This window comes from Methylomonas rapida (assembly GCF_024360925.2).
Taxonomy (GTDB): domain Bacteria; phylum Pseudomonadota; class Gammaproteobacteria; order Methylococcales; family Methylomonadaceae; genus Methylomonas; species Methylomonas rapida.
The window spans coordinates 2,669,384-2,689,412 of record NZ_CP113517.1 but is presented as its reverse complement, the minus strand read 5'-3'; the positions used below and the strand labels follow the sequence as shown (position 1 = coordinate 2,689,412).

Below are 20,029 nucleotides of genomic sequence, written 5' to 3'. Positions count from 1 at the left end.
ATTTGAAACCGCTGGCCAGTTCATGAAGCACATCCTCGATCTGACGCAAGAACCACAACATATCCCCGCATTGGCGGCCTGGCATCATGCGGAATGGGCGCATCTGAATCCAGGGCGTAGTCTGCGCGACCGTGTCGAATCGATGCAGCATTATCTGGATGATGGCTTGGTGCCTAGCACCTTCATTTGTAAATGCGACGGCCAGTTGGCGGGTTCTGCGGCAATCGTCGATTGCGATATGGATACGCATCCTGAATGGACGCCTTGGCTGGCCAGCGTGTTCGTGGCACCGGCCTTTAGAAGACGTGGCTTGGGTTCTGAATTGGTGCGGTATCTGATGCTGCGGGCGCAAAATGCCGGGATCGAGAATTTGTATCTATTCACGCCGGATCGGGCGGCGTTCTATCACAAGTTGGGCTGGCGCCTGCTTGGCGAGGAAGACTATCGGACTTGCAGGGTGAACGTGATGCAGATTTGCTTGCGCTCGCATCCGGTTCAGGAACGATGAATCGGCGTTTACTAGACAGGCCAGGCATTTCGGGGCCTGGCTTCAATCGGTTTCGACTTCGTAATTCAGCTTGATGCGTTGCGAGGTTCCGGATTGGGTTTCGACATTCAAGGTGTTGGTCAATTTATGTTTCAGCACCAAAACAGCCTGTTTATTGAAAATGTTTAATCGGGTGCCGACGTAAAAATCGGGCGTTAGGTACTTGCCCATCGTTACCAGTGTGTCTTGCAGCGCGCTGCCTTGTTCCACGTCGAATTCGTCCACGCCCAGATGAGTCGTGAGCCAGGATAACTGCCCCATGCCATAGGCGATCGCGGCGCTGGCGACCATGTTGCCATCCGATTTACCCACCTGATTCAATGGCGAACCGGTAATCAGATAGGCCAACGCGTCGGACTCGGGTAGCGAGGGCTCGGAATAAATCCGGGTTTTTGGCGACTTCAGTGGCCCGCTCAAATTCAGTATCGCCGTGACTTCCTTGCTTTTGGACAGGCGAGTGGCTTCCACATCCAGCCACGGCGAGTCGGCCGGGCCATTGAACAGGAAACGGCCCTTGCGTATCGTCAAGTCCTGGCCGTAACTTTTGTAATGGCCGTTTTTCATGTCTATGCTGCCGTGCAGATCGGTTTGTTGCCCGGTTTTAATCAGTTTCAGCCGGCCGGCCAAATCGGTGTTCAGACCCTGGCCGGAGAAACTGACCTGTTTGCCAAGCTCTATGTCGATGTTGGCATCCAGATCCGGCGCCGAGGCTGGTTTTTTTGCCGTTTCGGTCTGCCCCAGAATGGTTTCGTCCTCGCTGACCGTCACCGCATTTTCCGGTAATTCCGTCAGCGTGATGATCGCCTTGGGTATGTCCAGCCGGCCATCGACCTTGGCATGGGTAGGCGTGGCCTTCAAATGCAGGGCTGGACTGACCTCGACTTGAGCCTCGGTCAGCTTGACCAGTTCAAAATCAGTGCCGCGCAATGAAATATCGGCGTTGCCTTTCAGATCGGCCAGGCCCTGAATGGTCAGCATGCCTTTGCCCGATAGGGCTCTACCGGAAATTTTCAGATTTTCCGTCTGTCCCTGGGTTGCATCCAACTGCAACTCGAGTTCACGCAGAGCGATTCCCACAGCGGATACCTCGGCCGCGCCTTGCGTCAATCCGATCGAGCCGATGGCGGTCGGCTGCTCGATAGTGCCCTGGATTAACAGGTCGGCCTTGATGAGGCCGCGTATGGCGTTCAAATCCGGCAGCAGCGCGTCGAACAAGCCGAGGTCCCGTATCGAGGCATTGACCTGGCCCGAAATAGTCTGGCCGTTGTCGATTTGCAATTGGCTCAGTAAAAAATCCTGCTGGTTCATGCGCACATCGAGCCGTGCCGAAACATGGTCAGGCTCGAAGCTGCCGCTCAGCGACGAAGCCGCGAACGGAACCTTGAGACGGGTTTCGGCTGTTTCGAGGCTGATGCGGCTGTTGGCAGGCAGGTCGAGGCGATAATCACCCCGCCATTGTTTTTGTGTTTGCTGCAAGGCGGCCGTAACCTCGATACGCCCGTTGAATTCTGGCCGGCCTGGGCTGTCGGCGGTGGCTAGCCAGGCCGGGATAAAATTGCCGTCGAGCTGGATACGATCGCCGCCGTCTTCCGCCGCCTGCGCGCGCAAATTGATGGCATGCAATGCCATACCAAGGTTGGGCAGACTTATCGCGCCGTCTTGCAGCCTGACGTTGCCGCTGATCCGGGGCGATGGCGCGCTGCCACGCAAGTGTATATCGGCGAGCAATTGCCCCTTGATTTCGGCCTCGCCGGGTATGAAGGGTTGAACCAGGGCCCAGTCGTCGACCGCGGCGGCGATGTAGCCGGACAAGGCGCCCGAAGGACGCGTGTCGAGCTGCAATTGTGCACGCAGATAATCGTCGCCAATCAATGCCAGATCGACATCGCTGGCCAGTAGCGTATCCTTTAACTGGCCGTTTATCGTCAATTTGCCCAGGTTAAGTTCTGTTGCCTTGTCTGCCTCTTTTGCGATCAGTTTGGCCTCGGCCGGCATCTCCAGGCGATAGCCGCCGCTGAGCCGTCCTTGTTGCCGCTTCAGCTCGGCCTCGGCATTCAGGACGCCAACCAGTCGCCAATCATCGGCGAGATAGGGTTGCAGCAATTCGGTGGGTAGCGCGGCGGCGCGCAGCAGCAGGTCGAAATCACCCGCAGCGTGATAATTGCCTTGGCCGCATAACGATGCCGCCTGTCGAATCAGGCAGATTTCGCCCAGATTGGCCGTCAAACCTGCGCCCTGTTGCTCGACCGCAATCTTGACCGGTGCGCGCAATTGCCAGGGGCCGGTCTGGGGATGTTCGATTGTCAGCTTGCTCAAGTTTGCCTGCCAGCGATTCTCCCGCAGTTCGCCGCTCACGTGGCTGGAAAGCGCGGCGAGAGGGCTGCGTAACGTCAGCTCCAGCTGATGCCGTTTTGCATTGCCGCTTCCCGACATCCGCAGTGACTGGATAGCCTGCGAGCCTATTTCGATGGCGCTGGCGTTTAATTGAAGGTTTGATCTTGCGTTGAGCGCGGCAGCGTAGTCCAAGTCCAGGCCTAGCTTGCCGATCCGATACTGATCGAATCGCAAGCCATTTCCGCGGGCTTTGAAACGGGCTACAAGATTTTGCCGGCTTCCTCGCACTTGGCCGTCGCCTTTGAAGCTACCCTGCAGGCCGGGCCATAAACCGACCAAAGCCGGAGCGTCCATGCTGAATTCAAGATTGGAGTCCTCGGGTCCCCAAGTGCCGTCGATATCGATACGGTTTCGGCCAGATTTGAGCGTCAGCTTGTCCAGGGTTATATCGTCGTTGGTCAGGCTCAGGCGGCCGTGAGCCTGCACTGGATTGCCGCGTAACTGGCCATCGAGTCTGTCGATTTCGGCGTGCAACTGTTTGATGCTTTCGCCGATTTTGCCATTCAGCCGCGCCTGAAACGTCAAGTTGCCCGGCAGCTGCGGCGCCAAGAGGGCGGGATTGAAGTTTTTACCGCTGGCGTTCAGCGCAAAACTGGTGTCATCCTGCCAATTGACCTGGCCATGCAATTGAAAGGCGCCGGCTTCGGAGTCGATACGCAAGTCCTCGATGCGGATGCCCGTGCGGCTACCCTGGCCGGAAAACTGCAATTGCGCTTGTGGCAGATAAGGCTGCGTCAATGGCGCGGATAACGTCAGCCGATAATCATCCGTTGTTCCACTGACTGCAAAATAACCTTGTTCGCTACTGATTTGGGCCGGAGTGGCCACGGGCGGCCAGTTCAATTGCCGCCAGTCCCCACGCAGCTGAAACTGCGGCAGGCTTTGCAGCTGTTCGAGTTCACCCTGCACATCCAGAACAAAAGGCGAGGATTGGTGACTGGTGATAAGCAGTCGCTCGGCATCGCCTTCAATATGGGTGTTGGTTTGCCACTGTCCATATTCCTCGGTATCCAGTCGCCAGTTAGTTTGCAGCTTGAACGGAAACCGCTTGCCTATCTGCATGACGCCATGGGCTTGTGCGCTGAAGGGCTTGGCCGCCAGGGTCAACGCAGTCAATTCCAGCCGATCCTTTTGGGTCAGCGCCGAAATATTCAAGTGTTGCAACTCTATCTGGGTATCGCCCGCTTGATAGCGCAGGTTGGTGACAGATAGCTTTTCCAGGATCAATTGCAGCGGGAGCGGAAATTCCGCGTTCCAGTCGAAGCTGCCATCCTCGGAGGTCTTGCTGGGCTGTTTGATGACGATGTCGACGTCATCCAGGCTGATCTCGACGATTTTCAAGCGGCCCGCCAGCAATTGTCGGGGTTGCCAGGAAAAGTTCAGGCGCGCGATGCGGATGGACTGGTTCGGGCTTTGGTATTGCAACTCGGAGAGACTGACCTGCCGCAGCAACGAGCCTTCCATGCGCGCGAAAGTAGTCTGTGCCGGCAGCGTGGACAGCAAGCGCTCCAGCAGCCAGCGACTACCGGATTCGCTGTTCAGCAAACCCAGCGTGCCGAGCAAGATCAAGCCGGGCAGCAACAGGATCAGCAAGGCGATGCGCTTTTTCATAAGCGGGTGCCGGCGGCAAAATGGAATTGAAAGGAGGAATCGGCTTCATCCAATGGCACCGCAAAATCCACCCGCACCAGCCCTATCGGCGAGTACCAGCGCAGACCCAGGCCGGCGCCGGTTTTCATGCGGATGTCGTCCAGATTGTAGGCATTACCGCTGTCTATGAAGGCGGCCACCCCCCAGTTTTCCAGGATGGCCTGCTCGTATTCGACGCTGACCACGCTGAGAAAGCGTCCGCCAATCACATCGCCCTTGGCGTTTTTGGAGCCCAGTTCCTTGTAGTCGTAGCCGCGAATGCTGTTCATGCCGCCGGCATAATAGCGGTAGGTCGTCGGCAGTTTGTCGAAGTCGTCTACCCAGGTGGCGCCTTGTTCGGCGCGCAAAATCAAACGCCCATCCCATGGCACGGGGTGGGTCCAGACCGCAGCCAATGAACCTTGCAGCAGGCTGACGTCCGACAGCGGATTTTTGTAAGTGCCGGCGACATTGAACTCCAGCCGATAACCGCGCTTGGGCCGCAGCGGATCGTCGGCGACCGAACGCAGCCAGCTTCCGCCTGCGAGCAAGAGCAGGGCGTCTCTATCTTCATCATCGGCATTGAAGCTTTCGTAAACCTGATCCAAAAACAGCGTCTGCCGCCAATCGTTGTCGAACGTGTGTTTTAGGCGCCCCGAGAGCTTGCCGGATAAGGAATCATAGCTGTCGGTATCTTCGCGTTTGAGACCGGCGCCAAAGCTGAAAAAATCGCTGGTCGGGCGTTCCAGCGGCACGCTGTATTCGGCGCTGGCCGTGGATAATACCGGCGACAGGTCGATGTCGGCCGTCAGAAAGTGACCCTCTCGATTCAGTCGGCGGTTGTCGTAACTGGCCGCGACCAAGGGTCCCTTGTCGGTGTCGTAGCCGGCGCCGATGCTGTAATGATGAACTTTTTTGGGATACAGCTGCAAGTTGATGGGCACGCTGCGCTGCTGGATTTGCTCCAGATCGGGGTGAATATCCACGCTGTCAAAATAGCCGCTTTTGGCTAGGGCGTTATGGGTATTGGCCAGCGTTTCACTGCTGTAATAGTCGCCGGGTTTGACGGAAATGAACTTATCGACGAAGTCTGGGGTGAGTATGTCCTGAGTGACGTTGATGTCGCCGAATACCAGGCGCTGGCCCGAATCGAACACCAGCTTGATCTCGGCACTGTTGTTGTCTTTATCGATCAGCAATTTTTTCTCGCTGAAGCGGGCGTTGAAATAGCCGCGTTCCCTGGCGAGATTTTCGATTCGACTTTTCATTTTTTCGTATTGTCCGTGGTGCAGGACGGGACTGGTATCGGCTTTGAGCTTGTCCGCGAGCTTTTGAAAGGCGTCGTCGGTGGCGGCTTCGCCGTGAAACACGATGTCCATGGAGTCGATCAGCACCGGTTCGCCGGCGTCCACGTTATAGTGCGCTTGCCAGCAGTCACCACTGAATGTCAGTGTGCTGTCGGTTTTGGCGTGGTAATAGCCCAAGGCGCGCATGGCCTGATCGATTTCCTGGCCGGATTTGGCGTGTAACTGTCGAATTTTCCATTCCGCGCTGGCGCAGTCCTCCTTGGATAGCGACAACAGCAGCCTGACGTTGTTTTCCGCTTCCTCGTCCAGGCCGCTAATCGTGACCTCGCAAACAGCCGCGCACGGCACAATCAACAAAGCGCCCAGCCCGATGGCTAGAAATTTTCGCAGGGTCGGCCGCATGGTCTCGCCGATTGTTGGGTGGCCTTGGCGGATAGGATTACTCTTCGGTCGCGCCGGCGTTTTCGCTGTCTTGCGCCAAAGGTTCGGCCTCGCTCAGGGTTAAATCGTATTTGGGCCCCCGTTTGGTCATCACTACGACTTTGACATGGCGCAGGCGCAATTCCAGGGGTAGTTTGTTGGGAGCATCGGGTAATTTTGCCTCCAGCAATTCGACGTCCTTCGCCGAGAAACCGAACGGGCTGCGGACCACGACGCGCACGATGTTTTTGTCGTCTTCCTCGGCGATCGTCAGTTCGCTCATGCGCGCGCCGGGATAATGCTCCAGTTCCTGCTGCATTATCTTGCGGGTATTGGTTTCGAACAGCATTTTGACGACGACCTTTTGCGTGTTGGCGCCTAGGGACGTGAACAGTATGGCAAGCAATGACAGGCTGATCACATTGAGCCAGATGACTCTGTCGTTGCGATAGAAATAGTCGATGGCCTTATGAAAGCCCGCCAGCCACAACACCACCGACGAGGAAAATTGAATCGCAACGATGTTGGCAAACGCCAGCAGATAAGCACCGCCGGCGTTTTCCCATTCGCCGCGCGCGGCAAAAATGGTGCCCGAACACAAGGGAGGCACCAAGGCTGTCGCAATCGCCACGCCGACCACGGCATTGACGATGCGCGGCGAAATGACCGCATAGGCACCGACCGCGCCGCCCGCCAACGCAATCATCAGGTCCATGTAATTCGGCCGGGTACGCGCCAACAATTCCTTGCCGGCCGGAATATCGGTATGCAGCAAGCCGACCACCAGCGAGCATAGCAGGACGATGCCGATACCGCCGCCCAGCGATAGCAGGGACTGTTTGAACAAGTCCGATTCGCCATCTACCAATGCCAAGGAAATGCCGGCAATAGGGCTTAGCAGCATCGCCACCAGCATCGCGCCGATTACGCCGGAGCCGCTGTCCGCCAGCAGCGCGTAGGACGCAATAACCGCCGCCAGCGCGTTCATGATGATGAAGGCCTTGTCGAACTGGGCGTTGAGCGCGATATCCGCCCGCGCGGCTTGAATTTTTTCTAGGTCGGTTTCTGAGCGATTCTCGAATCCAAACATCGTTGAGCCTTGGGTTAGTGGAGATGGACCATGCATAGAGCCTAGCGACATTGTTGGGGAAATGGAAGAGGGTCCGTGTCGAATGGAAAATTGCATTGATTTCTGCAGTATGCAAACAGCGTTGCGGCTGTTTTTTAACGGTTTTTTCGTTAGCTCTGCAGCCGGCCAGCGAGGCGAATTATTGCCTTGCCCGCTCGAATCAAGGATAAGTTTATTCGCGCGGCTTAGCAGAATACTCTGCTACTGTGCCAAATCAGTGCTTTGGCCTATAATTCAGCCTTTGGTTTCTATCCCGCGTTTCCTATCGGCTTCATCAGTACCCGTGCCGTTATCTGCTCTGGCGGCTTTTTCGTGTCCCTGCCATGATGAATGGCGCGGCGATCGTGTTCAAACTTGCCTCGGTGAGTTTTCCTGGGTTTCCATATCTACAGTCTTATGTCTTCTGTCGTCAACACTATATCCAATAGACTCTTGTCATTCTTTGTAAATCTCCCCATTCGCTTTCCCTGGAGCATCGTGTTGCTGTTTTTCAGCATCACCGTCGCTAGTGGGTATTACACGATGGGTAACCTTGGCATCAACACCAATACCACCGATTTACTGTCCAGGGATTTACCCTTCATCAAGATACGTGCGAAGCTGGACGAAGCCTTTCCGATGGATGCTTCCGCGATTATCGTGATGGTGGAATCGCCGACGCCTGAGCAAACCGCCATTGCCGCCGATTACATCAAAAAGCGTTTACAAGGCGAGAAGCGTTTTTTCGATTCGGCCTATATTCCGGTCGATAACGCCTTTTTCCGCCAGCAAGGTTTTTTGTATCTGGGCTTGGGCGAGCTGGAAGACTTGTCCGTCAAGCTGGTCGATGCCCAGCCTTTCATAGGTTACTTGTCGGCGCATTATCATTTCGCCGGATTGATGGACATCATCGGGCTGGCGCTGGATGGACAGGAACAGGATCTGACGATGCCGTTGGATCCGTTGTTGAATGCAATCGACCAATCGATTTTGGCGATCAAGGCGGATCAGCAGCATTACTTATCGTGGCAGCAGTTATTGACCGAGGAGAGCTTTGGTCAGGAGCAAACGCGCCGTCTGGTGATTGCGCGGGCGCATTTGGATTTCGACCAGCTGTTACCGGCCGCTGGACCCATGAATTATCTGCGCAATCTGGCCAACGACATGGCGCCGCAATTTCCGGGCGTCAACCTGAGCTTTACCGGTGAAATCGCGCTGGAACACGAGGAAATGGAAACCGTGAACCAGGGTATGGTGGTTTCCAGTATTGTCTCGTTGTTGTTGGTTTGCGCGGCGCTATTGGTCGGTTTTCGCTCCTGGCGCTTGTTGTTCGTGACCTTCATGGCCTTGATCGTCGGTTTGGTGCTGACGGCGGGTTTTGCCGCGGTCAGCATCGGCCATCTCAATTTGATTTCGATTGCCTTCGCGGTGCTGTATATCGGCTTGGGCGTGGATTTTGCGACCCACCTTTGCATGCGTCATCAAGAATGCCGGGGGCAAGGCATGGATACCGAACAAGCCATTGGCAATAGCATGCATACCGTCGGCAAGTCGCTGTTTTTGTGTGCAGCCACGACGGCTATCGGTTTTTTTGCGTTCATTCCGACCGATTTCAAAGGCGTATCGGAGTTGGGTGTAATTTCCGGTGGCGGCATTTTCATCGGTTTGTTAGTGTCGCTAACGCTATTACCAGCCTTGTTGAAACTTTTGCCGATCAAGCCATTGTCCGATGGGGCTAACGGTTGGCTACCCGATTGGGTCTACACGTTTCCGTTTCGCCACGCCAAGGCTGTGATGCTTGTTGCTTTGTTGGCGGCCATTTTGGCCGGCTGGACCCTGACCCATCTCAAGTTCGATTCCAACCCGATCAACTTACGCGATCCGACCACGCAATCGGTGGTGGCTTTCAGGAAGCTGCTCCGCAGTCAGACCGATTCCCCTTTTGCGACCTCGGCATTGACCGAGAGCTTGGCCCAGGCCGATGAAGTGGCGGCCAAATTCGCTAAGCTGCCCGGCGTCCATGAAGCCATTACGCTGAGCAGCCTGGTGGCGGAACAACAGGACGAGAAACTGGAGATCATCGACAACCTGAACATGATCATGCCGGTGCAATTGAACCGATTCGCCAAACCGCCGGAAGCATCCGACATCCGCGCGGCTTTGCTGAAATTGCAGGATACCTTGCAAAAAAGACTTGCCCAACCAGATGGTCAGTCCGCAAGCGACGTGCTGAACAAGCTATCTCGGGACGTGTCCGATTTCGTTCGATACGCCGATAGTCAGCCAAATCCGCAGGACGTGTATGCGCGCCTGGAAGACAGTGTGTTGAAACTGTTGCCGCATACCATGTTGATGCTCAGAGATGGTTTGACGGCGGAGCCTTTCGGCATGGATGACATACCCGATGAGGTTCGTTCGCAATGGGCCGGCAACGACGGGGTGTACCGGGTAGTGGTGCTGCCGAAAAAAGACTTGAATGATGCGGAAAACCTAAAAGCCTTCGTCAATGAGATCATGGCAACGTATACCAATGTGTTCGGCTTGCCGATAGGCGACGTCACATCGGGTCAAGCCGTGGTGGCGGCCTTCGTGCAGGCTTTTTCCAGCGCGCTGGTGATGATAGTGCTGTTATTGCTGATATTGACCCGCAGTGTGAAAGACACCGTGTTGATCGTCACGCCGTTGCTGTTGGCGTCCTTGTTGACCGGCGCCTTTAACGTGTTGCTGAACAACCCCTTCAATTTCGCCAACATCATCGTGCTGCCGTTGTTGCTGGGCATGGGCGTCGATAGCGGGATTCATATCGTGCATAGACTGCAACATCAGGATAATCACGAAGAGTTATTGCAATCCAGCTCGGCCCGCGGCGTGTTTTACAGTGCCCTGACCACCTTCTGCAGTTTTTCCAGTCTGGCGTTCAACACCCATGCCGGCACCGCCAGCATGGGTTTACTGCTGGCGATTGGCATTTCGCTGATGATTATTTGCAGCATGCTGGTTTTACCAGCCATGGCCAGCAAAATCGGCGTTAAATGAATCAAGGCCTCAGCTCGGCTTTTGCGCGGTGAAAATCAGGTATTCTGTCAGTTTTTCATTGAATAGCTGGTATTGCGCCAAGCCGACCAGATAATTCGCGGTTTGCGCCTTGGTGCGCAGTCCCAGCCATTGGCTGATTTTTTGCACAGGCTGCAGGCGCTTGGCCACCTTGTACATGTGCTCGACCGAAGCCTGGGTTTGCGCGGTGATGTCGTGGCATTGAGCGTTTGCGAAGCCTTGTTGTGCCAATAAACCTTCCATTTCGTCGCGAGAACACAAATTCGGCACCGCCCAGCCATTGAGACAGGTCACCACGGCCTGCCATTGCTGTTCGGTGAATTGCCGTTGCAATAAAAAGCCGTCGCAAACCACCACGCGGCCGCCGGGTTTCAAGACCCGGAAGGCCTCGCGTAAAAAATCGCCTTTGTTCAAGGCATGGCAAGAGCTTTCGAGGGCCCACACCACATCGAAGCTGGCATCGGCAAACGGCGTCGCGCAAAAATCCGCCACCTCGAAATCGACCAATGCCGCCACGCCGTGGCGGCGTGCGTGTTGCCGGGCGTAGTCGGCCTGCTTGGCGCTGATCGTGATGCCGGTAACCCGGTTGCCGTGTTCCCTGGCCATCCATATCGTGCTGCCGCCAATGCCGCAACCGGCGTCAAGCACCTTGTCGCCCGCTTGAATGGCGGCTTTGTCGTACAGCACCTGATTCTTGTTCAGCAAGGCCTGATGTTGATTGTAAGGCTTGTCATCGTCCCAATAGCCGTAATGCAAAGCCAGATTGTCACGGTTACACCAGGCAAACAAATAGTCGCGATAACATTCATCGTAATGCTGGGTGGCATCAGCCTTGAGTTCTTCGGTGGAAAGTGCCTGATCCTGACGCAAGCTTTGGTCGCGATAATCCTGGTTCGGTTCTATGGTGTACATCGTGGTTTGAAAGAAGTGGTGAGTGGTCGAAGAAGGGCGCATTATAAGCCAGTTAGCCAAGTTAAGCCGTTCGTGATAAGCCTGTCGAGCGGCTTAACTTATCCACTCTGACTTCTTCGACAGTACTCTCCTGGGTGTTAATGACAGTGGGGCATGGTTGGCAAGGCTTGCTGGCGTATAATGAGGCTTTCATTTATTGTTCACGAGGCGCCACCATGCACGTTACGTTGGTTCATGTTCATGTCAAACCCGAGCATATAGACGATTTCATTGCCGCGACGCGGCTCAATCACGAGGCGTCGGTACAGGAATCCGGCAATCGCCGCTTCGATGTGTTGCAATCGCCGGAAGACCCCGCGCGTTTTGTATTGTACGAAGCTTACGTTTCTGCCGAGGATGCCGCCGCGCATAAACAAACCGCCCATTATCTGGCCTGGCGCGACAGCGTGTCCGACTGGATGGCCGAGCCTCGCCAGGGTATCTCGTACAAAGGCTTGTTTCCACAAGGATAAGACATCATGCCATTCTCGCCATTTTCGATATCCCGATTACCCCGCATCAGTTACGGTGCCGGACGCATCAACGAAGTGCCGGCCTTGGCCGCCAGCTACGGCAAGACCGCTTTGCTGGTGACGGGGAAACAGTCTTTTTGCCATACGCCGCGCTGGTCGGCGTTTACCAAGGCCCTGAATGCCAAGGGCGTGCGCTGGTTTCACGTCACGGTTTCCGGCGAACCGTCACCGAAATTGGTTGACGAAGTGGTGGCCAAATTTCGCGCCGAAGCCATCGACGTGGTCATCGCCATCGGCGGCGGCAGTGTACTCGATGCGGCCAAGGCCATTGCCGGTTTGCTGCCACATGGCAATTCGGTGATGGATCATCTCGAAGGGGTCGGCAAAAACGTGCCTTATCGTGGCCCCAGCACGCCGTTCATCGCCGTGCCCACCACAGCCGGTACCGGCAGCGAAGCCACCAAAAACGCGGTGTTGAGCGTACAAGGTCCGGAAGGTTTTAAAAAATCGTTTCGCGACGAATGCTTGATCCCGGAATACGCCGTCATAGACCCGGATTTACTGGCCAGCTGTCCGCCGGAATTGGTCGCCGCCGACGGCATGGATGCCTTCACCCAGTTATTGGAATCTTATGTCTCGTTAAAGGCCAATCCGTTTATCGACGCCCTGGCCTGGAGCGGTATGTCTGCGGTCAAGGAAGGTTTCTTTGCAGCGTGGGGGGGCAGGGAGCCAGAAGCTAGCGCTGGTCGTGGGGCGATGGCGTATGCCGCCTTATTGTCCGGCATTACCCTGGCGCAAGTCGGCTTGGGTTCGGTCCATGGTCTGGCGTCACCATTGGGCGCCTATTTCCCGATCCCGCACGGTGTCGTTTGCGGCACGCTGGTGGCCGCCGCGACGGCAGTCAATATTCAAGCCTTGCGAGCGCGGGAACCCAACCATCCGGCGCTGGCTAAATATGCACAAGTCGGGCGTTTGCTGAGCGACAGGCACGACTTGGATGACGATGGCGCGCGTAATGCCCTGATCGAAATACTGGCGGATTGGAGCGAACGTCTGCAATTGCCGCGCCTGCAATGCTACGGCATCGGCGAAGCGGATTTTACCTTGATCATCGCCAATAGCCGTGGCAGCAGCATGCAAACCAATCCCATCGTGCTGACGGATGATGAGATTCGCGAGATTTTGCTGCAGCGGCTGTGAGTGCCTGCCATTGCCCAGCTCATTTCTCGCCTATTCCTGAATGCTCACGTCCCCCTTTGAAAAGGGGGACGTGAGCGGGAATTTGTTGAAAAAATCTCACCGCGACCCTCTTTTTCTAAGAGGTGGATGAATACTACAACTGACAACGCCTGTTTCAAAATGAAAAAAAGCGATTTCAATTACCACCTGCCGCCCGAGCTGATAGCACAAAAACCCTTGCCGGAACGGAGCGCCAGTCGTCTGCTTCAGCTCAATAGAAGGACAGGGGAAATCGTCGATGCCAGATTTCGAGATTTTATCGAGCTGTTGCGGCCGGATGATGTCTTGGTGTTCAACGATACCAAGGTCATACCGGCGCGCTTGTTTGCCAGCAAAGCCACCGGCGGCAAGGTCGAAATCCTGATCGAGCGTATCGAAGATCAGCATCTGGCCCTAGCTCATGTCAGAGCCAGCAAAGCCCCCAAACCCGACACCTTGTTGCACTTGCAAAACGGGACGACTTGCCGGGTTTTGGGCCGCGAGCACGATTTGTTTCGCTTGCAGTTCGAAACCGATTCGACCTTGCTGGAAATATTGGCGCAAATCGGACACATGCCGCTGCCGCCGTATATCGAACGGGCGGACGATCAGGACGATCTGGAACGTTATCAGACCGTGTTCGCCAAGCAGGCCGGCGCCGTGGCGGCGCCCACGGCGGGTTTGCATTTCGACCAAAAGATCATGCAGACACTGGAACAAAAGGGCATCCCCAAGACCTTCGTTACCTTGCATGTCGGCAGTGGCACGTTTCAGCCGGTGCGGGTGGACGATTTGCGTCAGCATGTCATGCACAAGGAATTTTTCGAGGTGTCGCAATCCTGCGTCGACGCCGTGCGCGCCGCCAAAAAACGCGGCGGCCGAGTGGTCGCCATCGGCACCACGGCGGTCAGGGCCTTGGAATCCGCTTCCTCATCTGGCGAGTTGGCGGCTGGTTGCGGCGATACCGACTTGTTCATCACCCCCGGCTACTCGTTCAAAACCGTCGATGCGCTGTTGACCAATTTCCATTTGCCGGAATCGACCTTATTGATGCTGATTTCGGCTTTTGCCGGCTACGACGCGGTCATGAGCGCCTACCAGCATGCCATTCAACAGCGTTACCGTTTTTTCAGTTATGGCGATGCGATGGCCATTTTCTGATCAGGTAATGTGGATCAATCAATGTCATTTTCCATTCCTAGTCTTAGAGGATCGCACACATGAGTTTTGCCGCTTTGAGTCAAATATTTTTGTTTCTATTATGGCCTGGGGTTTTTCTGGCGATTTTTTACTTTAGTGACAAGGAAAAGTTTAAACAACGGTTGAAGCAGTTTAAATTTAAGGACTGGTAACTCGCAAGGGTGAGCGTATTGCAGTTTCGACGTTAACGCATACCCACAAAAGGATTGCTGCGCATCTCTTCGCCGAAGGTCGACATCGGTCCGTGTCCCGGAATGAAGGCGATGTCGCCGCCGAGGGGCCATAATTTGAGTTGAATGGAATCGATCAGGGTTTGATAATCGCCCCGTGGAAAATCGGTCCGACCGATCGAGCCTTTGAACAGCACGTCGCCGACGATTGTCAATCGGTCCGTGGCGCTGAAATAGACTACATGCCCTGGGGTATGGCCTGGGCAATGGATGACTTGCAGGTTTTCATTACCGACCTTCACGCTATCGCCATCGATTAACCATCGACTGGGGGTAAAACTTTCACATCTTGGAAAACCGAACATCCGGCATTGTTCCGGCAAGCTTTGTATCCAGAAATCATCGTCCTGGTGCGGGCCGATGATCGGTAAATTGAGTTGTGTCGAAAGTTCGGCCACGCCCCCGATATGATCCATGTGTCCATGCGTCAGTAATATCGATTCCAGCTCGACCTTTTGCTTTTCGACTTCCTCCAGTAATACATCCAGGTCGCCACCGGGATCGACCAGCGCCGCTTTATGGGTTTGTTCGCACACCAGCAGCGTGCAGTTTTGTTGGTAAGAAGTGACCGGGATGATGGTATAGCGCATGGTGTCGTTAAATTGAGCGGAGCGCGCCGCCTGCAACGGCGCGCAGCGAGTTAGATATTCAACAGCAGGTGAGCCGGTGCTTCCAGGCTTTCCTTGATGATGCCGAGAAATTGCACCGCTTCCTTGCCATCGACCAGACGATGGTCATAAGACAAGGCCAGATACATGATGGGGCGAATCACGATTTCGCCGTTTTCGACGACCGGCCGGTCTTTGATGGCATGCATGCCCAGAATCGCGCATTGCGGCGGATTGAGTATCGGCGTGGACAGCATGGAGCCGAAAATGCCGCCATTGGTGATGGTAAAGGTGCCGCCGCTCAGGTCTTCGACGCTGATCGAGCCATTGCGGGCCTTGCTGCCGAAGTCTTGTATGCCTTTTTCGATGCCGGCAAAATCGAGTTGATCGGCATCGCGCAAAATTGGCACGATCAAGCCGCGTGGCGTGGTGACAGCGATGCCGATGTCGTAATAGCCGTGATAAATGATGTCGTTGCCATCGATCGAGGCGTTGATGGCCGGGAAGCGTTTCAGGGCTTCGATGGAGGCCTTGACGAAAAATGACATGAAGCCAAGTTTGACATTGTGTTTGGCTTCGAAACGTTCCTTATATTGGTTGCGTAGGTCGATGACGGCTTTCAGATTGACTTCGTTGAAGGTGGTCAGCATCGCCGCATTTTGTTGGGCCTGTAGCAAACGTTCGGCGATTTTGGCGCGCAAGCGGGTCATCGGCACCCGCTGTTCTGGGCGCAAACTGGCCACCGCGGTAGCTGACAACGGTACATGACTGGTGTCCAGCGCAGGCGTGGGTTCTTCCGGGCTGGCTTGCTGCTCGTGCAGATATTCCAGGACATCGGTTTTCAGGATGCGGCCATGCTTACCCGTGCCGCTGATGGCCGCCGGGTCGAGTTCGTTTTCCGCAACCAGTTTACGCACCGAAGGACTCAGCGGAGACTCTTCGTGGACGGCGGGTTTTGCGGGTTGCGCGGCTGCCTGTTTTTGCATATCCAGTCTGGCCAGTAATTCACCGCTGACCACGGTTTCTCCGGCGGTGCGGATGATTTCGGTCAAGACCCCGCCAAAGGGCGCGGGCACTTCCAGGATGACCTTGTCCGTTTCCAGGTCGGCCAGATTTTCGCCGGCATCCACCCTGTCGCCCGGTTGTTTGTGCCAGGCCACCAAGGTGGCATCGGCGACGGACTCGGGGAGACTGGGTACCAGAATATCAAAACTCATTTTTTCTTCCTTCTTTGTTGCCATAAAGGGCGGATTGCACCACGGCTTTTTGCTCGTTCACATGGGTTTTATAACTTCCAACGGCGGGAGCCGCCGATGGGACGCGGCCAGCATAAATGATCGGGATATTCTCGTCGATGATTTCATAAAAATGGTGTTTGCTTTGATACCAAGCGCCCTGGTTTTTGGGCTCTTCCTGACACCAGACCACCAATTCGACGTTGGGGTATTTTTCGATTTCCGCTTTGAAGTATTCATTGGGGAATGGATACAGCTGTTCGATGCGGATGATCGCGATATGTCTTAGATTGGCTTCCCGGCGTGCTTCCAGTAAATCGTAATAGACTTTGCCGCTGCATAGAATCAGTCGCGTGACGTGAAACGGATCGATGTCGTCGATTTCGCCAATGATCGGCAAAAAGACCCCATCGGTCAATTCGGATAAGCTGGAAACCGCCAGTTTATGCCTGAGCAGGCTCTTGGGACTCATCACGATCAACGGCTTACGGTATTGGCGGATCAACTGTCTGCGTAACAAATGAAAGATTTGCGCCGGCGTGGTCGGATAACAGACTTGTATATTCTGGTCGGCGCAGAGCTGCAGGTAGCGTTCGAGCCGCGCTGACGAGTGCTCCGGCCCTTGGCCTTCGAAGCCGTGCGGCAACAGCATGACCAAGCCGCTGAGTTTGCCCCATTTGGTTTCGCCCGAGCTAATGAATTGGTCGATCACCACCTGGGCGCCGTTGGCAAAGTCGCCGAATTGGGCTTCCCAAATGACCAGTTTGTCGGGCACGGTCGAGCTATAGCCGTATTCGAAGCCCAAGACACCGGCTTCGGACAACAAGGAGTTGAAAATTTGCGCCCGACCTTGATCTTCGCTCAGGTGTTGCAAAGGGATGTAATTGTCACCGGTTTGCTGGTTCAGCAAGATCGCATGTCGGTGTGAAAAGGTGCCGCGGCCAATGTCCTGCCCGGTCAGGCGCACGTGATAGCCTTCCACCAGCAAGGTGGCATAAGCCATGTTTTCGGCAAAGCCCCAGTCCATCGGCATTTCGCCGTTGGCCATTTTATTGCGATCCTCCATGACCTTGGCGACGCGGGGATGCAATTCGAATCCCGCCGGCAGATCGTGCAGTCGCTGATTGCAGTATTGAAGGCGCTCTAAAGTCACCGAGGTGTCGGCGTGCTGATCCCATTCGCGGCTGATGTATTTTTCCCAGCGGGCAGAGTAGGAATAGCTATGGTTTTCCACGATGGGCCGGGAAACGACTTGGCCTTCGCTCAAGCGCTGATAATAGTCTTGTTCGATCGCGTCGACGGTTTCGTCGGTGATGACGCCTTCGGTGATCAATTTTTGCGCATAGAGCTGACGAGTCGGCAAAAGGTTACGAATCTTTTGATACATCATCGGTTGAGTCGCGGCGGGTTCGTCGGCTTCGTTGTGGCCGAGCCGGCGATAGCAAATCAAATCGATGACCACGTCCTTATGGAAGGTCATGCGGTAATCCAGCGCCACTTGCGTGATGAAGGCCACGGCTTCCGGGTCATCGCCGTTGACGTGGAATACCGGCGCCTGAATCATGTTGGCGACATCGGTGCAATACAGCGTAGAGCGGGCGTCGAACGGATTGCTGGTGGTAAAGCCAATCTGATTGTTGATGACGATATGCACCGTGCCGCCGGTGTTGAAGGCACGGGTTTCCGACATGTTCAGGGTTTCCATGACGATGCCTTGGCCGGCGAATGCAGCATCGCCGTGTATCAAGACCGGTACGATGGCGTCGATGCCGCCGACGCCGTGCCGGTCTTGCCTGGCCTTGACGGAACCTTCCACGACCGGGTTTATGATTTCTAGGTGAGAGGGGTTGAACGCCAGAGTCAGGTGAATCGGATCGGCGGCGGTGGCGATATTCGACGAAAAACCCATGTGATATTTCACATCGCCGGTCAATACGCCGGGCGACGAGGTGTGGGTGCCTTCGAATTCGCCAAACAAGACGGTGGGGCACTTGCCGAGGATATTGATCAGTACGTTCAAGCGGCCACGATGGGCCATGCCGAGCACCATTTCCTTGACCTTGTATTCGCCGGCCCGCATGATCAATTCGTCCAGAATCACGATCAAGGATTCGCCGCCTTCCAGCGAAAAGCGCTTTTGTCCGACATATTTACGATGCAGGTATTTCTCCAGGCCCTCTGCGGCAGTCAGCTGTTTTAACAGCCAGATGCGTTTTTCCGGATGGCTGGCATAGTCCGGTTTGGCGCCCTCCAGTTTTTTCCTGATCCACATCTTGGGTTCGGCATCGACGATATGCATGAACTCGCTGCCGATGCTGCCGCAATAGATTTCCTTCAAGGTTTGAATGATGGCGTGCAGTGGAAGGCGGTCGATGCCGCATAAGCCGCCGGTATCGAACAGCGTATCCATGTCGGCCTGGGTCAGGCCGTAATAGATTGGCTCCAGGTCGGCCGGTATCGTATTGCGCGTGCCCAAGGGATTGTTGTCGGCAATTTGATGGCCCTTGACCCTATATTGGTTGATCAGGCGAGCCACGGCCGATTGTTTTTTGACGCTCTGCTCGGTAAAGCCCTGCATTTTGGCCAGTTTGCCGGGTTCCGAGATGGCCAGTTTCTCGAAGCGTTCGACGATGACGCTATGCGGGGTGTCTTCGGTGGAGCCGCGGTGAATGTCGTCGAAACGCTGACGCCAGGTGCCGGAAATGGAGTCCGGGTTGCTCAGATATTGCTCGTAGAGGTATTCGATGTAGCTGGCATTGCCGCCGTACAACGCCGAGGTCTCTTTAAATAGTTCAAGCAAATTGCTCATGCGACATCCAGGTTCTTAGCAAGTGGTGCTCATTATGGTAGAGCTAAAATGATATATTACCAAGGAAAAATCGAGTAAAGACGCCTGTTCGGGGACGAGGGCGGCGGCGATAGTGAATCAATCTGACGAGAATCGGCATGGCGGAAAATAGAGTGGTTATTAAGATAAATTACGATAAAGATAAGCACAGAAAGGCACTCATCGACCCGAAAATGGTAACGGTTTGGCATACCCGGCGCATATTGGCCGCGATTGCGATTCTAGTATTAATGCTGATGCTGATGGTTTTATGGTTTTCTGCCGAAGATACTGCCAATAATATACAGCAGGCCGGTGAGCAGGGAGGGGCGGAATCCTCTGCGCCAATACAAACTAGCGGTGTAATTAAGCCTGACGTAAATGATTCTCCTGTAAATTCAGAGGATTTAACCAGGCAATCCGGTATTGTCAAACGTCCGGCCGCTATCATCTTCGATAAACGCGTCATTCGAGCCGCGTTGACGACCGTGCCCAAAAGCGGCGAGCCTGGTGATTCAATTAAGGTCCCGGTGGTTATGCAGCCGAATGAAACGCTTGAATTATTTTATTTCAGTGAAATTAGAAACAGGAAAGACCTGTTATTATTCCATCGATGGTTCAAGGGAGGTCGCCTCGTATATAAAAAGCAATTTGACCTGGGACCCGGTAGAAACAAGCTGATATCCAGTAAAAAAGTTACTGTGAAAGATGCAGGGGAATGGCAAGTGGTGTTAATCGATAATCGAGGGAAAGTGTTCAGTGAGGTTAATTTCCTGATTAATCCATGAAATAACTATTTATTATTATTTGAACAAAATGTTACAATTG

At 54.9% G+C, this 20,029-nt stretch carries 13 protein-coding genes; 6 read left to right on the top strand and 7 right to left on the bottom strand.

Annotated features, from left to right (window positions below):
• Positions 1–22 precede the first annotated feature (22 nt).
• Complete coding sequence (locus NM686_RS12610; RefSeq protein ID WP_255188217.1) at positions 23–508, top strand: GNAT family N-acetyltransferase; 486 nt, start codon at positions 23–25, stop codon at positions 506–508.
• Positions 509–550: 42 nt separating this feature from the next.
• Here the strand turns inward: NM686_RS12610 and NM686_RS12605 are convergent, their stop codons facing one another.
• From NM686_RS12605 to NM686_RS12595, 3 genes are read right to left on the bottom strand one after another with little or no spacing between them, the layout of a single operon-like run.
• On the bottom strand, positions 551–4,552 hold the full coding sequence (locus NM686_RS12605) for a translocation/assembly module TamB domain-containing protein (RefSeq protein WP_255188216.1): 4,002 nt from the start codon (positions 4,550–4,552) through the stop codon (positions 551–553).
• Positions 4,549–6,279 carry an autotransporter assembly complex protein TamA gene (locus NM686_RS12600; protein WP_255188215.1) on the bottom strand — a complete coding sequence of 577 codons (1,731 nt, stop codon included), beginning with the start codon at positions 6,277–6,279 and terminating at the stop codon, positions 4,549–4,551. Before NM686_RS12600 ends, NM686_RS12605 begins: the two co-directional genes overlap by 4 nt.
• Before the next feature lie 37 nt (positions 6,280–6,316).
• Entirely contained in the window at positions 6,317–7,387 is a 1,071-nt protein-coding gene (locus NM686_RS12595) for a DUF389 domain-containing protein (RefSeq protein ID WP_255188214.1), read from the bottom strand.
• A gap of 471 nt (positions 7,388–7,858) precedes the next feature.
• On the opposite strand from NM686_RS12595, the gene NM686_RS12590 reads away from it, so the two are divergent.
• Entirely contained in the window at positions 7,859–10,441 is a 2,583-nt protein-coding gene (locus tag NM686_RS12590) for an MMPL family transporter (RefSeq protein ID WP_255188213.1), read from the top strand.
• A gap of 9 nt (positions 10,442–10,450) precedes the next feature.
• Here the strand turns inward: NM686_RS12590 and NM686_RS12585 are convergent, their stop codons facing one another.
• Positions 10,451–11,371 carry a methyltransferase domain-containing protein gene (locus NM686_RS12585; RefSeq protein ID WP_255188212.1) on the bottom strand — a complete coding sequence of 307 codons (921 nt, stop codon included), beginning with the start codon at positions 11,369–11,371 and terminating at the stop codon, positions 10,451–10,453.
• Between the two features lie 215 nt (positions 11,372–11,586).
• Between NM686_RS12585 and NM686_RS12580 the strand changes: the two genes are divergently transcribed.
• The 3 genes from NM686_RS12580 to queA all read left to right on the top strand — a co-directional run bounded on the left by NM686_RS12580 (position 11,587) and on the right by queA (position 14,262).
• Positions 11,587–11,883: an antibiotic biosynthesis monooxygenase gene (locus tag NM686_RS12580; protein WP_269021772.1), complete on the top strand. Its 297-nt coding sequence runs from the start codon at positions 11,587–11,589 to the stop codon at positions 11,881–11,883.
• A 6-nt stretch (positions 11,884–11,889) separates the two neighbouring features.
• Entirely contained in the window at positions 11,890–13,083 is a 1,194-nt protein-coding gene (locus NM686_RS12575) for an iron-containing alcohol dehydrogenase (protein WP_255188210.1), read from the top strand.
• 159 nt (positions 13,084–13,242) lie between these two features.
• On the top strand, positions 13,243–14,262 hold the full coding sequence (gene queA, locus NM686_RS12570) for a tRNA preQ1(34) S-adenosylmethionine ribosyltransferase-isomerase QueA (protein ID WP_255188209.1): 1,020 nt from the start codon (positions 13,243–13,245) through the stop codon (positions 14,260–14,262).
• A 223-nt stretch (positions 14,263–14,485) separates the two neighbouring features.
• Here the strand turns inward: queA and NM686_RS12565 are convergent, their stop codons facing one another.
• The 3 genes from NM686_RS12565 to NM686_RS12555 are packed head-to-tail and all read right to left on the bottom strand — an operon-like array spanning position 14,486 to position 19,183.
• Complete coding sequence (locus NM686_RS12565; protein ID WP_255188208.1) at positions 14,486–15,121, bottom strand: MBL fold metallo-hydrolase; 636 nt, start codon at positions 15,119–15,121, stop codon at positions 14,486–14,488.
• Between the two features lie 50 nt (positions 15,122–15,171).
• Entirely contained in the window at positions 15,172–16,356 is a 1,185-nt protein-coding gene (gene odhB, locus NM686_RS12560) for a 2-oxoglutarate dehydrogenase complex dihydrolipoyllysine-residue succinyltransferase (RefSeq protein ID WP_255188207.1), read from the bottom strand.
• Positions 16,346–19,183: a 2-oxoglutarate dehydrogenase E1 component gene (locus NM686_RS12555; RefSeq protein WP_255188206.1), complete on the bottom strand. Its 2,838-nt coding sequence runs from the start codon at positions 19,181–19,183 to the stop codon at positions 16,346–16,348. The genes odhB and NM686_RS12555 overlap by 11 nt, the downstream gene beginning before the upstream one ends.
• A 137-nt stretch (positions 19,184–19,320) precedes the next feature.
• Between NM686_RS12555 and NM686_RS12550 the strand changes: the two genes are divergently transcribed.
• Entirely contained in the window at positions 19,321–19,989 is a 669-nt protein-coding gene (locus NM686_RS12550; RefSeq protein ID WP_255188205.1) for a DUF2914 domain-containing protein, read from the top strand.
• Positions 19,990–20,029 lie beyond the last annotated feature (40 nt).

Excerpts from the sequence above, each read along its gene's own strand:
- NM686_RS12610 (WP_255188217.1), top strand. The coding sequence starts at position 23 with ATGAAGCACATCCTCGATCTGACGCAAGAACCACAACATATCCCCGCA.
- NM686_RS12605 (WP_255188216.1), bottom strand. The coding sequence starts at position 4,552 with ATGAAAAAGCGCATCGCCTTGCTGATCCTGTTGCTGCCCGGCTTGATC.
- NM686_RS12600 (WP_255188215.1), bottom strand. The coding sequence starts at position 6,279 with ATGCGGCCGACCCTGCGAAAATTTCTAGCCATCGGGCTGGGCGCTTTG.
- NM686_RS12595 (WP_255188214.1), bottom strand. The coding sequence starts at position 7,387 with ATGTTTGGATTCGAGAATCGCTCAGAAACCGACCTAGAAAAAATTCAA.
- NM686_RS12585 (WP_255188212.1), bottom strand. The coding sequence starts at position 11,371 with ATGTACACCATAGAACCGAACCAGGATTATCGCGACCAAAGCTTGCGT.
- NM686_RS12580 (WP_269021772.1), top strand. The coding sequence starts at position 11,587 with ATGCACGTTACGTTGGTTCATGTTCATGTCAAACCCGAGCATATAGAC.
- NM686_RS12575 (WP_255188210.1), top strand. The coding sequence starts at position 11,890 with ATGCCATTCTCGCCATTTTCGATATCCCGATTACCCCGCATCAGTTAC.
- queA (WP_255188209.1), top strand. The coding sequence starts at position 13,243 with ATGAAAAAAAGCGATTTCAATTACCACCTGCCGCCCGAGCTGATAGCA.
- NM686_RS12565 (WP_255188208.1), bottom strand. The coding sequence starts at position 15,121 with ATGCGCTATACCATCATCCCGGTCACTTCTTACCAACAAAACTGCACG.
- odhB (WP_255188207.1), bottom strand. The coding sequence starts at position 16,356 with ATGAGTTTTGATATTCTGGTACCCAGTCTCCCCGAGTCCGTCGCCGAT.
- NM686_RS12555 (WP_255188206.1), bottom strand. The coding sequence starts at position 19,183 with ATGAGCAATTTGCTTGAACTATTTAAAGAGACCTCGGCGTTGTACGGC.
- NM686_RS12550 (WP_255188205.1), top strand. The coding sequence starts at position 19,321 with ATGGCGGAAAATAGAGTGGTTATTAAGATAAATTACGATAAAGATAAG.